This is a genomic window from Clostridium sp. chh4-2 (assembly GCF_002899675.1).
Lineage (GTDB): Bacteria > Bacillota > Clostridia > Lachnospirales > Lachnospiraceae > CHH4-2.
In genome coordinates this window covers 322204-337264 of record NZ_PKUU01000002.1, presented here as the reverse complement: position 1 = coordinate 337264, position 15061 = coordinate 322204, and the positions used below count along the sequence as shown (strand labels likewise).

At 48.1% G+C, this 15061-nt stretch carries 12 protein-coding genes; 2 read left to right on the top strand and 10 right to left on the bottom strand.

Going from position 1 to position 15061, the window contains the following annotated elements; genetic code table 11:
• Positions 1-58: 58 nt before the first annotated feature.
• Genes C0033_RS03380 through C0033_RS03355 form a run of 6 tightly spaced genes read right to left on the bottom strand, consistent with a single transcriptional unit; the run spans position 59 to position 5886 of the window.
• The gene (locus tag C0033_RS03380) at positions 59-1585 is read right to left on the bottom strand and encodes a sulfatase-like hydrolase/transferase (protein WP_103226440.1); all 1527 of its coding nucleotides are present in this window, start codon (positions 1583-1585) and stop codon (positions 59-61) included.
• Positions 1586-1620: 35 nt separating this feature from the next.
• Positions 1621-2364: an ABC transporter ATP-binding protein gene (locus C0033_RS03375; RefSeq protein ID WP_103226439.1), complete on the bottom strand. Its 744-nt coding sequence runs from the start codon at positions 2362-2364 to the stop codon at positions 1621-1623.
• A gap of 19 nt (positions 2365-2383) precedes the next feature.
• Positions 2384-3157, bottom strand: a complete 774-nt coding sequence (locus tag C0033_RS03370) for an ABC transporter ATP-binding protein (RefSeq protein ID WP_103226438.1) — start codon at positions 3155-3157, stop codon at positions 2384-2386.
• Positions 3136-3921, bottom strand: coding sequence for an ABC transporter permease (locus C0033_RS03365; protein ID WP_103226437.1), 786 nt, complete (start codon positions 3919-3921; stop codon positions 3136-3138). Before C0033_RS03365 ends, C0033_RS03370 begins: the two co-directional genes overlap by 22 nt.
• Positions 3921-4712, bottom strand: coding sequence for an ABC transporter permease (locus tag C0033_RS03360; protein ID WP_347501023.1), 792 nt, complete (start codon positions 4710-4712; stop codon positions 3921-3923). The genes C0033_RS03365 and C0033_RS03360 overlap by 1 nt, the downstream gene beginning before the upstream one ends.
• A gap of 25 nt (positions 4713-4737) precedes the next feature.
• On the bottom strand, positions 4738-5886 hold the full coding sequence (locus tag C0033_RS03355; protein ID WP_103226436.1) for an ABC transporter substrate-binding protein: 1149 nt from the start codon (positions 5884-5886) through the stop codon (positions 4738-4740).
• A 409-nt stretch (positions 5887-6295) separates the two neighbouring features.
• Between C0033_RS03355 and C0033_RS03350 the strand changes: the two genes are divergently transcribed.
• Complete coding sequence (locus C0033_RS03350) at positions 6296-8071, top strand: sensor histidine kinase (RefSeq protein ID WP_103226435.1); 1776 nt, start codon at positions 6296-6298, stop codon at positions 8069-8071.
• Positions 8049-9545 carry a helix-turn-helix domain-containing protein gene (locus C0033_RS03345; RefSeq protein WP_180994540.1) on the top strand — a complete coding sequence of 499 codons (1497 nt, stop codon included), beginning with the start codon at positions 8049-8051 and terminating at the stop codon, positions 9543-9545. Before C0033_RS03350 ends, C0033_RS03345 begins: the two co-directional genes overlap by 23 nt.
• Before the next feature lie 899 nt (positions 9546-10444).
• Here the strand turns inward: C0033_RS03345 and C0033_RS03340 are convergent.
• The 4 genes from C0033_RS03340 to C0033_RS03325 form a co-directional block, all read right to left on the bottom strand.
• A complete protein-coding gene (locus tag C0033_RS03340; RefSeq protein ID WP_103226433.1) occupies positions 10445-11617 on the bottom strand; it encodes an enolase C-terminal domain-like protein in 1173 nt (390 codons plus the stop codon).
• 104 nt (positions 11618-11721) lie between these two features.
• The gene (locus tag C0033_RS03335) at positions 11722-13089 is read right to left on the bottom strand and encodes an MATE family efflux transporter (protein WP_103226432.1); all 1368 of its coding nucleotides are present in this window, start codon (positions 13087-13089) and stop codon (positions 11722-11724) included.
• An 18-nt stretch (positions 13090-13107) separates the two neighbouring features.
• Positions 13108-14064, bottom strand: a complete 957-nt coding sequence (locus tag C0033_RS03330; protein WP_103226431.1) for an oligopeptide/dipeptide ABC transporter ATP-binding protein — start codon at positions 14062-14064, stop codon at positions 13108-13110.
• Positions 14057-15055: an ABC transporter ATP-binding protein gene (locus tag C0033_RS03325; RefSeq protein ID WP_103226430.1), complete on the bottom strand. Its 999-nt coding sequence runs from the start codon at positions 15053-15055 to the stop codon at positions 14057-14059. Before C0033_RS03325 ends, C0033_RS03330 begins: the two co-directional genes overlap by 8 nt.
• Positions 15056-15061 lie beyond the last annotated feature (6 nt).

The window sequence follows — 15061 nt, the reverse complement described above, 5'->3', positions numbered from 1 at the left end:
TCCTTATTATTTCCGCCGCCCGCCCAGGTTTCCCCTTCTTTCCGGCGTACCTTAATGCTTACCATTTATCTGTCGCCACCGGAAAGGGATCGACGGTATCCGCCATCCGGTCTGCGAGAAGCTCCAGCATTCTTATTTTGATATCTGAATATGCCGAATCATCCCATAGGTTATGGAATTCATCGGGGTCATTTTTCAGGTCGTACAATTCGCCTTCCTTTGATGTGTGGAAGCGTGAAAGCTTGTAGCGACCATCGTATACCATGGTTCCGTAGGCCTCGGGAGCTGTATGCCAGGGCATTGCTTCGTAGTATTCACTGTATACACTGCTGCGGTGGGACTCCGGAGGTTCATCGCCGGTGAGAATTCCGGCCAGGGAACGTCCCTGTACCCCGTCTTCTATCCGGCCGATACAGAATTCCTCGATTGTGGGAACCAGGTCGGTCAGTTCTACAAGGGTGTTCAGCCGCGCGCCCTGCATAAAATGACCTTTCCAGGACATGATCAGCGGAACATGAACCATTCCTTCATAAAAATACGGGCCTTTTAAGTAGATGCCGTGATCTCCCAGCATTTCCCCGTGATCGGAGGTAAAAATGACTATGGTGTTCTCAATCTCTCCGGTCTCCTCCAAAGCCTGCATCAAGCGTCCAAACTGGATATCAATCAGCTCTACCATGGCGTAATAAGCGGCCTTTATCATTCGGTGATCGTCCCCGTTCATCTCATCGAAACTGAAATGATGAGGGGTGGAGGTATTGTTATATGCGCTGGCATGGTCCTGTTTTTGGAAGATTGTTTTTTCTGCCAGTTCTCCTTCCAGATACTTGGGAAGAGGGAGTTTTTCCGCCCGGGCAAGGTATTTTTCAAGAAGGCGTTTCGGCGGGTCAAATGCATGGTGAGGGTCAAAAATATTGATATTATAAAACCAGGGCGGACTGTTAAATTCCGGCATCTGGCGCTTTTCTTCGGCAAAGTAACGGATGGAATCGATGGCCCGGTCAATGCACCATTTGGTAAAATGGTCTTCTTCATCCATTCCGATTTTTACATACCCCATCTTATCGAAATCGGGATACTGGTATTTTTTTCCCCGTTTAAACAGCCAGTGGCTGTATTCATTTCCGCTCCAATAAGTGCCGCCGGATTCCGGCAGTCCGCAGTTGCCGATGCCGGAAGGGTTATGCGCCCAGTGAAATTCCGTGAACCCGTCGTCGATCCGTTTCTCGTGAATCGGACAGGCGCTCGGGCCGCAGGGAGCCAGGTGCAGCTTGCCCACCAGGGAACAATAATAGCCATAGTCTGCAAGAACCCGGGAAACCAGCCGCTCATCGGGAGGGATGGACTGGCCGTTTGCACGGCATCTGGTAGTTCTGGGATAACGTCCCGTCAGGAAAGAGGCACGGCTGGGAGTACAGACCGGAGCCTGACAGTAGCCGTTTTCAAACAGTACGCCTTCTGCGGCGAACCGGTCCAGGTTTGGTGTATCGATGTAGGGATTTCCATAACAGCCCAGCGTGTCAAATCTTTGCTGGTCTGTCACGACAAGCAGCACGTTTGGGCGTGTATTGCTGTATTTATTCATAATTTCCTCCTTTTTGGCTCAGGTTCCGATTGGAATTACCACCATTTTATCAGGCCGGTTATCCGGTCTCTCATTTCCACAAACTCAGGGGCTGCGATGTCCCGCGGGTGCGGCAGGGTGTCAGGCACAACCTCTTTAATAGAAGTCGGTTTATTGGTGAGCACCAGAATCCGGTCACCCAGATAGACGGCTTCTTCGATGTTATGGGTTATAAAGATAACGGTAGTCTTCGTCTGTTTGCAGAGGCGGACTACCTCATCCTCCAGCTTAAAGCGCAGGTTGATGTCCAATTGTCCGTAAGGCTCGTCCATTAAAAGCAGTTCCGGCTCGGTTGCAAATGCCCTGGCAATGACCACGCGCTGCAGCATACTGGCCGAAAGCTGTTTGGGGTAATAATCGGCAAACTTGGTCAAACCCACCAGTTTCAGCGCGTCGTCCACCTTTTTTTCAATATCCTTATATGCCTTTTTGAGTTCCAGGCCGAACCGCACGTTCTGCCGGACCGTAAGCCATTCCATAGCCGAGTATTCCTGAAATATGTATGCAATGTTGTGCCTGCGCAGATCGATCTGCTCTCCCTTGAACAGGATTTCACCAGCCGTAGGCTCATACAAATGAGTCAGGCTGTTGAGGAATGTGGTTTTACCGCAGCCCGTAGGCCCCACAATGCAGAGGAACTCTCCGTCATACACATCGAAAGATACATCATTTAAAACCAGCAGATCACCGAAACTTTTTGTCAGGTGGGTTACCTTAACTTTTATATTATTTTCCACCATACTCCTCCTGTCCCAGCCGTCACGTTTCAAGGCTGTTTTTATTCATGTATTCGGTTATTTCTTTGCGCAGCCGGAGAAATTCCGGGTCGATCAGGTTCCTTGGCCTTGGCAGGGTGATCTTATACTCTTTTGCCACCTGGCCGGGGCAGTCGGTGAGCAGGATGATCCGGTCGGCCAGGTAGAGGGCCTCTTCGATGTTGTTGGTGACGAATACGACGGTGCGTTTCTCATTTTCCCAGATGTTTTCCAGCGATTCCTGCATCATATATCGGGTCTGCGCGTCCAGATGGCCAAAGGGTTCGTCCATTAAAAGGACATCCGGGTCACAGCAATAGGCACGGGCAATTCCGACACGCTGCTTCATGCCGCCGGAAAGCTGTACGGGAAAGCTGTTTTCAAAACCGGTCAGGCCCACTAAATCGATAAATTTCTGAATGCTGGCCTCCCTCTCCTTTTTGTCCACATTTCTTACTTTCTGGCTGAATCCCACATTGCCTTTTACGGTCATCCAGGGAAACAGGGCCATGGTCTGATAGACCACCGCGCGGGAAGGGGCCGGAGAATCAACCGTTATGCCGTTGTGTTCAATTGATCCCTCCGTACACGGTTCCAGGCCGGCCAGCATATAGAGAAGGGTTGTCTTACCGCATTGGCCCGGACCGAAAATTACCAGGAATTCATTTTCGTGCACGTCAAAAGTCAGTTTTTTTAATACTTCAAAATCTCCTTTGGGTGACCGGAACGTTTTAGATACATTTTTACAGGACATTTTCAGCTTCCCTGATTGTTCCATCGCAGGCACCTCCCTTCTAAATATCTCATGCCGTTGGCAAGAAGAAATCCGACGATTCCGATTGCCAGCATTCCGGCAATCATCTGAGTCATGTCATTGACCCCCTGTCCGGCAATAATGATCCAGCCGACACCTTCTGTGGCGCAGACCATTTCTGCGGCCAGCATGGTCATCCAGGAATTCGAAAGGGCAACCTGGGCGCCGGAAAAAATGGATGGAACTGCGGAAGGAACCACAATTTCAAAGAATACCTGTGAGTTATTTGCGCCCAGCATTTTTGCGGCTCCGATCAACTGCTTATCCACATGCACCGCTCCGGCATAGGCGTTTAAGGTGAACGGTACGAACGCCGCAATGAAGATGAGAAAATATTTGTACTTCTCGCCAATGCCGAACCATAGGATCGCTAACGGTATCCAAGCCAGGGGGGCGATGGGACGAAGAAGATTGAAGACCGGCATTACGACGGCTCTGACATATGGAAACCATCCCATAGTCAGCCCGATAATCACTCCTGCCACGCAGGCCAGGCAGAATCCCACCAGCACGCGGCTTAAACTCCAGAGAACGTGACCGACAATTGTATAATAGTTCCCCACTTTATTAAACAACATGTGGCAAAAATCCAGGACGACAGCCGTCGGCGTGGGAAATGGGATCTGTGAGCTGCTGAAATAGACCGCCGTCTGCCAAAGGCACAGCAGAATGAGAAATGATGATGCGCCATAGGCCATTGATTTCAGCTTTATTTTAGATTTCTGCATTATACGTCTCCTTTCACAAGCCGGCTTTCCAGGAAATCAAGCAAAGCGGACAGTATCGTACCGATGATTCCGATAACCACCATGCCGACAATGATTAAATCGGCGCGGCAGAGCAGGCGGCCAAGCTGAATCATATAACCGAGACCGCTGTCAGACCCCAGCATCTCCGCTGCCACTAAAGAACCCCAGGAAGAGTTTAAAGAAACCTTTAAACCGGTGAAGATATACGGCAGGCCGGAAGGCAAGGCGACTTTAAACAACAGCCGCAGTTTTGAAGCTCCGAAGGTCCGGCCTACCCAGATATGTACCTTTTTCGTCGCCTTGATTCCGGTATAGGAATTGACCACACAGGGGATGAACGCCGACAGAAATACGATGGCCGCCTTAGCAACTACTCCGATTCCCAGCACAATAATCATGATCGGTATCCAGGCGATCGGAGGGATATTTCGGATAAAATCGAATACAGGCTTGAGGGCCATATCCATAGGCTCCCACCAGGCCATGATGATGCCTAAGGGAACGCCGATCATCGCTCCGAAGCAAAAGCCCAGTAAAGATACCTTCAAGCTGGCAATGATATGCCTCGGCAGTGTGGAACCATCGGGCCGCTTAACCGTCCATTTCTGAATTCCTGTCTCCAGCGCCTTTAAAGGAGAAGGCAAAAGTGTGGAGGGAGCCAGCTTCCATACTTCTGTGATGAGATACCAGATCAGGAAGAATGCCAAAAGGGAACAAACAGATATAATCTTCAGGCGGAATGAATAATTTCGTTTTTGCATTGCTGTCATAATCAGTCACATCTCCAATCAGAAATCATTTTTTGTATTCAGAAGCATAGGCTTCAAGCGCCTCTGTGATGATGGTGTTATCCATGTTGGCATAAACCTTTTCCATGTCTTCTTCAGAAATGTTGCCTACAGTAGCATAGAATTCAGCCAGCAGTTTGAAAGATGAAGTGTAGTCGATGGAAGTCAGATCGTCGTATGTGAAGAATGGACGTTCCAGCACCTGATGTTCGATGGTATCTGCATCCGCCGTCTGTCCGTTAATCTCATACCATTCCATCATAGTGTCCATTAAAACCTTATCATCCTGGAAGGCATCCGCTGCACGAAGCAGCTGCACGCAGAGGGCGACCAATGCGTCATGTTTGCTCTCGTCTTCAAATACTTCACGGGAACAGAGAATATTGTCGTAGTACGGACAGTTCAGATTATTCATACTGCATGCTACAAGATACTTTTCCGGATCATAACTGTCGGCCGTAGGATAGCTTGTCTTTGCAAAATCAGACTGGCCTGATACAAACGCCTGGTATGCGGCCGTGTCATCCATATTTACCAGGGTGACATCGTCTTCCGTCAAACCTAAGACATTTAAATACATATCCACTAAAATCTGAGCGGCCGTTCCCATAGGAAGAAGGAAGGATTTATCTTTTACCGTTTCAGGTGTGCCGTAGATATCAGGGTATTCCGGATTGAAGCCTTTCACTGCGGCCACATCGCTGTCCGCACGGATCATGAACTGCTGTCCGGCTCCGGAATCCGTATGGGAGAATAGATAAACCGCGTCATAGACGCTGCAGGAAGAGATACCGGCTGCTCCGATGGTAAATACATCTACAAGGCCGGACCCCAGGGCTTCGTTGATGCCACTGCCCTGCATAAAGGTAGAAATATCAAGTTTAAAGCCGTTTTCAACATCCCAGCCCATTTTCTGAATGTAGTACATCGGGATGGAAAGCTGCTGGGCAAGGGTGGATACACGGAGGGTGACCAGTTCTTCGGAAGCTTCGGTCTTCGCACCCGTATCCTTTCCGGTTTCTTTCGAGGTCCCGGCGGCCGCTTCACCGGCTTTCGTTTCATTGTTTGCGGCGGCAGGCTGGGGTTTCTTTGCACAGCCTGCTATTGAACAGATAAACATAGTTGCAATAAGAAGAGACGCTAGAATTTTTTTCATTGTAACCTCCATTTCTTTCCGGATTTATTCCGGTATCAATAAACATATAACGGATCAAAAGAATCGTTTTTGCTGCTGTGTAACGTTACATTTCAATCATATAGAGTTTCCACTGTTGTAACAATCACTAATTTGACTCTTATTTTATATATTTTGACAAAGAACAGAGGGGGATGACAGTTACCTATGCTAAAATTTGTATTTTCTTGATTTATTTGGAATTATTTGTAAATAATAGATAGAATCATTGAAATGCAATAGAATTATTTGTATATTATTACTTAACAAGTATTGATAGATAGAAATGTACTTACAGGAAGTGTTATTGCTGTCCGCAGCCCCGCAGTTCTCCGCCGACGGACCAGGTTCCGGCGCATGTACCGGGTTCAAACAGAAAAGGAAGTGAAACATGCAGATAAGTATTAAGAAGGTACTGAATATAACGCTTGCCCTCGTTCTGGCACTGTTAACTGCCATGCTGGCTTACATGGTCACCCAGTTTTATGTGAAGTCCACATTTGAAACGCTGGGCAGAGCCAACACGGAACGGCTGCAGCTTGTCTCACAGAAAGCGGACGCTTTGGTGACCGGTTCGGAGGCGGTTGCCAGACTGCTGTATCAGGATGAAACGATTCTCGGGACTATTTTAAGCAACACCATCACCCCGCAGAATACGGCCGCCGTATCGGCCAATATTGACCTTCTCTGTACAAAATATTACAGCGCATTCCAACAGTTTGATTTAACCTTTGATGTGGTGTGTTTCGGTGAAAACGGATTCCAATATTCCAGCTGCGGTTATTCTGACAATGAATTTAAACAGCTCAGTTCCTATTCATGGTTTACAAAGCAGAAGGCCATGGGAGCTGTCGATTACTCCGTCACGAATTTTGTGCCGTTTCCGAAAGACGAGGGAAAGACTTACTGCTATGCCATTGTTCGGAATATCTACCAGGTGAGAGGAAGTTACGCAGGATCTATCATCGTCTTTGTAAAAGAAGACGTTTTTAAATCCGTTTATCAAAATTTGATGCAGGAAAACTCCACCTTTTATCTGCTCAATGAATATTCCACGGTCATTTCCTCCAGCGATTCCAGCCAGACAGGCACGTCTCCGGAAGCAATCCGGGACTATCTGTTCGTCCGGGGAAAAGAATCCTATGTCACATATAAAAATGACGCCGGCATGGAATCTTTCTGCGCCAAATACACCTCGCCGGTTACCGGCTGGACCATGTTTGAGCAGATTCCTTTAGACGACGTTATGGCTCCGATTCGAAAATCCTGCTATATGATTGCCGCAATCGCAGTTATCCTTTATCTGCTGTCCATATTTGTGTTATCCATTGTTTCGGAATCCATATCGAAGCCGATCCGTATCATATGCGGCGAAATGGAATCCTCCATCAGCAGGCAGTTTACCCATCTGCAGATTCAGACGAAGATATCCGAAATCAAAAGCATCGGGATTTCCTATAACCATCTCTGTGATGAAATCAGTAAGCTTTTGAGCGATGTGCGGGATGCGGAAAAGCAGGTGAATGACGCAAAATTTAACTTTCTGAAGGCGCAGATTAACCCGCATTTTCTGTATAATACCCTGTTTTCAGTCAAATGTACCATCGCGATGAACGAACCGGATCACGCATGTGAGATGCTGACACTGCTGATTTCCATACTGCAGAATTCTGTCAGCTCCAATAAAAGCGATACTACTTTATTGGAAGAAACGATCATCATCGGCCAGTATGTGCGCCTCCAAAATCTCAGATATGACAACAAGGTGCATTTTAAAATGGATCTGCCGAAGGAGCTGATGGATTTAACAATTCCCAGATTTTTGATTCAGCCTCTGGTTGAAAATGTATTTCTCCATGCAATCCCTTTAACCGGGGATTCCATAGAGCTGCTGATCCGTTTCCGTGGGGATGAAAAGATTATCACCATAGAGGTCTGCGATACGGGAATCGGATTCACACAGGAAGATATGGAACGTGTTTTTGAACAGGCTTCAGGCGCCTCGTTCCATATCGGGCTGAAAAATATTCAGGACAGAATTAAGCTGCTCTACGGCGCCGATTTTGGTTTATATGCGGCCAGTGACGAGCATTATCACACGATTATGGTACTTCGTATGCCGAGGCAGAAAGGGGGAGACAGCATTGATTCGAATATTAGTAGTTGACGATGAACATCCAATCCGGGAATGGCTGGTGCACATCATCCGTTCCAACCGTCCGGACTTTTATGTAGACAGCGCGGTAAATGGTTTGGATGCGCTGGAAAAATGTAAAGAGACGCCCTTTGATCTTTTGATTATGGATATCCGCATGCCTCACATGGACGGTTTGGAAGTTCTTCAGGCCCTGTCCAAGGAATGCCCGGGGGCCGGGGCCATTATGCTGAGCAGCTATGACGATTACAATTACGTCCGGGACGCATTTAAACACCAGGCGGTTGATTATCTCCTGAAAACTGAGATTAATGACGAAAGGCTTCTGTCCGCAATCGACCACTACTGTTCTCAGAAAACTGCGTCCAGAAATTCCAATCATCTGGTATCCAAGCTGCGAAGCATGCTGCAGGAATCAGACGGTTCCGAGCAGAACTTTCTTGGCGAACTTTCCCAGTACGGGAACCTGAAACCTCAAGGCGCTTATTTCTGTTTCCTGGTAAAACCGCAGGCGGACGGCAGCCCGTTTAAGCCCAGCCTTACTCTGACTGAGAAAACAGTGCTGCGTTTCTGTCTGCCCGTGGATGAAAAAGTATTTATGGGATGTGTGGAACTGCTGTCGCACCCCAGCCTGCTGACGCTGATGCAGACGCAGAGTATGTATCTGAAGAAACTAAACAGCTATAACAGCCTCTCGCTTCTGCTGTACAGCGATATCCAGCATGATGTCTGTCATCTGCCAGATGCCTTGAAAAATCTCTATGCATCCCGGGATCTGGATTTCTATGGCGTACAGTTCTGCAGGCCTGAACCGTTTGAAAACGATATGGAACTGCGGCTGAATGAGCAGTATATTGAACTGTTTGAGCTGCTGCGGTCTCACAAACATGAAGAGGTTCTGCCAAAAGCGGAGAATCTTCTTAAATTTGCAGAACATGTTCAATATCCCAATGTGGACAGTTTGAAGATCTTATGCATCAAACTCTGTGAATCCGCATATTTAAACAGCTGCAGCATTGATTTGATGGAATACCATAACTATTTCAGACGTTTATCCGCAGCAGTTTTTTCTTCTGAAAATATCCGTCGTCTTTATGAAATTTTGATAAAAAGCCTCAGCTCATTGTATTCTCAGAAAGAGCAGGATAATTCCGTGCTGTCGTCCCGGATCGCCCATGCCGTTTCATTTGTAGAGGCTCATTATATGGATGATATCTCCTTAGTCAGCGTTGCAAGGGATCTGCACATTAATCCGGAGTATTTATCACGTACGTTTAAGCAGCAAGTAGGGATCAATTTCAGCACTTATCTGAACAATGTCAGGCTGCAGCATGCGCTGGACTTGTTAAAACAAACGGATTACCGGGTTGCTGAGATTGCCATGAGAACGGGGTTTCAAAGCCCGGCCTATTTTTCCAAATGTTTTAAGGCGGCTTTTGGGCTGTCGCCGCAGCAGTGGAAGGCTTCTAAGGTGGGGGACACTTAAAGTTTGGGGTGTTGCAAATCTTTATTTAGTGGACTAAGAAACGCCGGAAAGAAGGGGAAGCCCAGGTGGGCGGGGGAAGTATGAAGATCAATGGGATTCGGGATTCGCCCCTAAGATGTACTAAGACCCGCAAGGACAAAAAGAGACAGGACCGCGCCCATTCGCAGTGAACTCTTGATGACTTCACTGCTCAAGGGGCGCTTAGAACCTGATTCGGAATTCAGTTTCTACCTGTCTCTTTTTATCCTTGCGGATCTAAGTACATCTAAGGGGTTCCATACGATCCCATTTCGCCGATTACTTCCGCCGCCCGCCTGGGCTTCCCCTTCTTTCCAGCTGTTGCTTGGCTAGCTGAGGGTAGAAAAAGATTTGGTGGAGTAGTGAGTAAGTTTTTACATCAACCGTGAAGGCATTTCTGAAAATCCCTTGAAGATCTATGTAAATGCGGTTCTATACAACTACCTAAGCACATCTATTGTTTTTAACCAGGCCAGCGAAAACCAGCCCGGAATCGAGATGCGGGGAAGGGAGAGGCGGTCTTTACGGGAACCCGGGCGGGGGGAGAATGAAAAAAGGACAATTGGGATCGTATGGAACCCCTTTAGTGATTCTTAGGCACGCAAGTACAGAAAGAGACAGGTAGAAACTGAATTCCGAATCAGTTTCTAAGCGCCCCTTGAGCAGTGAAGTCATAAGGAGTTCACTGCGAATGGGCGCGATCCTGTCTCTTTCTGTACTTGCGGGTCTTAGTATCACTTAGAGGCGAATCCCGAATCCCAATTGGCCTTTTTTCATTCTTCCCCCGTCTGGGTTCCCGTAAAGACCGCCTCTCCCTTCCCCGCATCTCGATTCCGGGCGTACCCTTCCGCCACCCCCGTTAAATAACAATTTAGCATACTTTAATAAGCGGCTCTCACCGCAAAATTTCCTTTCCCATTTCCTGCATAATAGCAGGTTTTGCTCTCTAACGTTCCGTTTTTCTCTATCTTTTCCAAATCCAGCCGAATCGGCGTTCCCGGGATATCGGGCAGATATAATCTGCCGTTCTTCTCCTCCGACTTAATCAAAAGGCAGTCCCCGATAGGTTCTGTCATCGGCTCATGGTTTTCCAGAAGTTCATCTTCCCCATACAGCGCTCCGTAGGCAGCGTTCAGCCATACGGTTCCTCCCGATGAAAACCGTAACCCACGGTCTCTAGCCAGCTGGCGGATCTTTATCAGATCATACATTCTGCTCATTCTGCCTACCAGAGGCATCAGATGATCCACCCCTTTTTCCGCATAGGTTTCAAACGCATAGTAATTTCTCATGGACTCCCCAAATCCCACTTTCATGTCTATCTTCCTGTCCTTCAGCTCTTTAATCGCATTCATGTCATGGGAATGGACGGGTTCTTCGAACCAGGCGGGATTGTAGGGGCGGATCATTTTTGCAAATTCCAGCGCGTCTTCCACACTCCATACCTGATTGGCATCCACGGCAATCTCAATATCATCACCGACCGCTTTTCTCACCTTTTCCAGGCGGCAGACATCCCGTTTCATATTATGGCCCCAGTCGCTTCCTACCTTGAACTTAATTGTCCGGTATCCTTCCTCCACGTACCGCACCATGTCTTCCACCAGTTCTTCATCGGATGACAGAAGGGAACCTCCGCCCTTATAAGCGGCTGCCCAGTCTTTCTCTGCCCCCAGGAAACGATGCAGAGGCATTCCCTGGCGCCTGGCCATAATCTCCAGCATTATCATATCCAGCTGGCCAAGATCCACGATCTGACCGCTTTGAAATCCAAAATTGCGCATCTTCCAGTAGATGCTGTCATACCACTCCTGATATGTTTTTTCTTCCCCGGTCAGAATCAGAGGCAGGATATTTTCCACGATCCCCTTTGAGCAGAAGGTTTCACCGCAGAATCCTTCCGTATCATAAATCTGAATCCATGCCTGCAGCGGCGCAAAATTCCCAAATCCGCCGGTGGCATCTCTCCACGGTTTTTTCACCGGCACCGGATTGAAGTTGTAATAAACTGCCTTAGAAAACGCGATTTTTGTATTCTTATCGAAATCAAACATGTTACCTCTCCTTTTATATAATTTTTACCGAGACTCTGCTGTCACATTCCTTGGCTGCTCCCAGTTTCATTATAGTAAAGGCGCAATATCAAGTCAATTTCTTCTCACGTCACCAAGCTTTTTTTCTGCTTCCACCTTCCGCTGTAATAGTACGTGCAGTGAACGATAACAGGACCCAGCCGGGCCAGGGAATTTCCCAAGAAGAAGCCCACCACTTCCATGCCCATCGTCCATCCGAAAAAGAAGCTGAATGCGATCCGGAACACGACTCCGTCCAAAACGCCCGCAATGAAATTAAGCTTTGAATTGCCGGTTCCCAATGTCACCGTTTCATGGGAGCTGGAGGTGGAGGACAAGATCAATGTCAGCGCCGTAATATAGGCAAAACTTCTGCTGTAGACCAGCACATCCGGATCTTTTGTAAACATCAGGAAAATGGCATTGGGGAATATGCAGACCAGAATTCCTAAAACAACCGCAACGGATACCGTCATTTTAAGAGCAGAATGAACAGTTTCTGTCACCCGTTCCTTTTTTCCGGCTCCCAGATTCTGAGCTACCACGGTTCCGCCCGCCTGTTTAATGCTCATAACCGCCACATTGCAGAGCTGTATCACCTTATCACCAACACCGTATGCCGCTGCCTGTGCGATTCCGTACATATTGATAAAGCTCATCATGAACAGCTGGGTAATGCTGATAAAGCAGGACTGGGCCGCTAACGGCACGCCCACAGACAGGATGATATTCATCTTCTCCTTCACGATCCGAAAGCTCCTGAATTTGAAATCAAAACCGAAGGATTCCTTTTTGCGGATCAGAACGCCGATGGATGCAAAGAATGCAACTCCCTGCCCGATCACAGTGGCGAGGGCAGTTCCCGTGGCTCCCAAATGGAAGAATACGATAAAAATAATATCCAAAACCGTATTGACGGCCGTGGCGATCGCGATAAAATACAGCGGCCGCCTGGAATCTCCCATTCCCCGCAGCACAGCGCAGATCGCATTGTATCCGAATATCAGGGGCAGGCCGATACTGGTAATCACCAGATAAGACCAGGCAGAAAATTCCGCTTCTTTTGGTGTATTCATCCAGATGATAATATTCTTGGACAGAATGATGCTAACCACCATCAAAGCCGCAGACACCGCCGCAAGCAGAGTGAACAGCGTGCCGATGGTGCTGTTCAGTTCTTCTTTTTTCTTTGCGCCGATCTGCTGGGAGATCAGCACCTGGCCGCCGCCTGCCAGTCCCGTGCTCAGATGTGTAAACAATGTGAGCAGACGCCCTCCCATGGACACGGATACGGTTCCCACACTTCCCACATAATGCCCTATGATTATCATATCAACCATGTTGTATAAATTGTTCAGCAGGTTGGCTAATAAAAAGGGACCGGCAAATGTCACAAGAATCTTCATAACATTTCCTTCTGTAAAATCACTGCCTATTCTCTTAATCTGACTCATAGTTCCCTCTTTCTTTCCTTATAGACCATTTAATTCCCGCGCCCGGCAGCATGATACAAAATGTCCGGGACGAAGCTCTTCTAATTCCTGCTGTTCATGGCAGGCCGGACATGCATACGCACACCTGGATGCAAAGCGGCAGCCCGGTTTCGGATCGATCGGGGACACCAATTCCCCTTTCAGCACGATCCTCTCCGGCTGGGCGTCAATGTCCATGGTGGGGATTGCGGACAGAAGCGCTTTCGTATACGGATGCAGTGGATTATCAAACAAATCCTTCGTCTCCGAAGTTTCCACCAGCTGCCCCAGATACATCACACAGATATCGCTGGATATATGGCGCACGACGGAAAGGTTATGTGTGATGAACAGATAAGTCAGCCCATTCTGGTCCTGTAGATCCATCAAAAGATTTAAAATCTGCGCCTGAATTGAAACATCCAGGGCGGAAACAGGTTCGTCGCAGATGATGAACTTGGGATTCATAGCCAGCGCCCTTCCGATTCCTACGCGCTGCCTTCTGCCGCCGTCCAGCTCATGAGGATAAGCCAGTCTGAGGCGTTTATTGATCCCGACCATATCCATCAGCCGTTCCGTCTCGTATTCCAGTTCCTTTTTTGAAAACCGTTTGGACAAAATTAACGGCTCACTGATGGTCTGTTCCACCGTCATTCTCGGATTCACCGACGAATAGGGGTCCTGGAATATGATCTGCATGTTCTGTCTTAATTTTTTCATTTCCTTAACCGGCACGTGTGTCACATCCCGGCCTTCAAATAAGATCTGGCCGCCGTCGCTGTCCAAAAGATGAATCAGAGTCCGTCCCAACGTGGATTTTCCGCAGCCGGATTCTCCTACCACGCCCATGGTTTTGCCCTCTCTGATGGAAAATGTCACATCATCCACAGCGTGAAGCATGCCTTTTGGCGTATCGAAATATTTTTTTAAATGTTTTACCTCGATTAAGTTACCCATTTGGAACCTCCTCTTTCGAAGCACCCATATGGATGCAGCTGCAGAAATGTTTTCCCCCTATTTTCTGCATCGGAATTTTATCTTTTTTGCACGCTTCCGTCGCATAAGGGCAGCGGGGATGGAAGCGGCAGCCTGACGGCAGGTGGGTGGGATCCGGAGGCAGGCCTTCAATATTGGCCAGCCTTCTGGTATCCAGTTTCAGGTCCGGAATTGCGCCGAATAAGCCGATGGTATAGGGATGTACCGGATTTTCAAAGATCTCCCTTTTGCTTCCGTATTCGATGATTTCACCGGCATAGACGATGGCGACGTCATCGCTGACCCGCGCCACAACTCCTAAATCGTGGGTGATGATAATCATGGATGTGTTCTGTTTCTGCCTCAGTTCATTCATCATCTCTAAAACCTGGGCCTGAATTGTAACGTCCAAAGCGGTGGTTGGTTCATCCGCCAGCAGCAGTTCCGGGCTGCACGCCAGGGCGATGGCAATGATCACTCTTTGTTTCATGCCTCCGGAAAACTGATGGGGATACTCATTGTACCGCTCTTTGGTGATGCCCACCATTTCCAGCATCTGTCCGGCCCGTTCGGCCGCTTCTTTTTTTGAAATGCCATTATGTACTTTAATCACTTCTGCAATCTGGTTTCCAACCTTCATAACCGGGTTGAGGGCTGTCATCGGGTCCTGGAATACCATGGAAATATTGCCGCCCCGCACTTTTCTCATCTCATTTTCACTTAATTGGAGCAGATCCTTTCCATTCAGAAAAATACTTCCTCCGCGGACTTTTGCAGGCGGATCCGGCAATATCCTCATGATCGTTTTGGCGATCGTCGTCTTACCGGCGCCGGTTTCTCCCACCAGCGCAAGGGTTTTTCCCTTCTCCAGGGAAAATGACACCTGGTTTACCGCATGCACTACCTCGTCGCCGGATGTATATTCCACCGTTAAATCCTTTACCTCAAGAAATACATTATTATTCTCTTCCATTTTCCG

Coding starts and splice junctions, on each gene's coding strand:
- C0033_RS03355 (WP_103226436.1), bottom strand. CDS start 5,886: ATGAAAAAAATTCTAGCGTCTCTTCTTATTGCAACTATGTTTATCTGT.
- C0033_RS03335 (WP_103226432.1), bottom strand. CDS start 13,089: ATGAGTCAGATTAAGAGAATAGGCAGTGATTTTACAGAAGGAAATGTT.
- C0033_RS03360 (WP_347501023.1), bottom strand. CDS start 4,712: ATGACAGCAATGCAAAAACGAAATTATTCATTCCGCCTGAAGATTATA.
- C0033_RS03340 (WP_103226433.1), bottom strand. CDS start 11,617: ATGTTTGATTTCGATAAGAATACAAAAATCGCGTTTTCTAAGGCAGTT.
- C0033_RS03330 (WP_103226431.1), bottom strand. CDS start 14,064: ATGGGTAACTTAATCGAGGTAAAACATTTAAAAAAATATTTCGATACG.
- C0033_RS03370 (WP_103226438.1), bottom strand. CDS start 3,157: ATGGAACAATCAGGGAAGCTGAAAATGTCCTGTAAAAATGTATCTAAA.
- C0033_RS03325 (WP_103226430.1), bottom strand. CDS start 15,055: ATGGAAGAGAATAATAATGTATTTCTTGAGGTAAAGGATTTAACGGTG.
- C0033_RS03375 (WP_103226439.1), bottom strand. CDS start 2,364: ATGGTGGAAAATAATATAAAAGTTAAGGTAACCCACCTGACAAAAAGT.
- C0033_RS03380 (WP_103226440.1), bottom strand. CDS start 1,585: ATGAATAAATACAGCAATACACGCCCAAACGTGCTGCTTGTCGTGACA.
- C0033_RS03365 (WP_103226437.1), bottom strand. CDS start 3,921: ATGCAGAAATCTAAAATAAAGCTGAAATCAATGGCCTATGGCGCATCA.
- C0033_RS03350 (WP_103226435.1), top strand. CDS start 6,296: ATGCAGATAAGTATTAAGAAGGTACTGAATATAACGCTTGCCCTCGTT.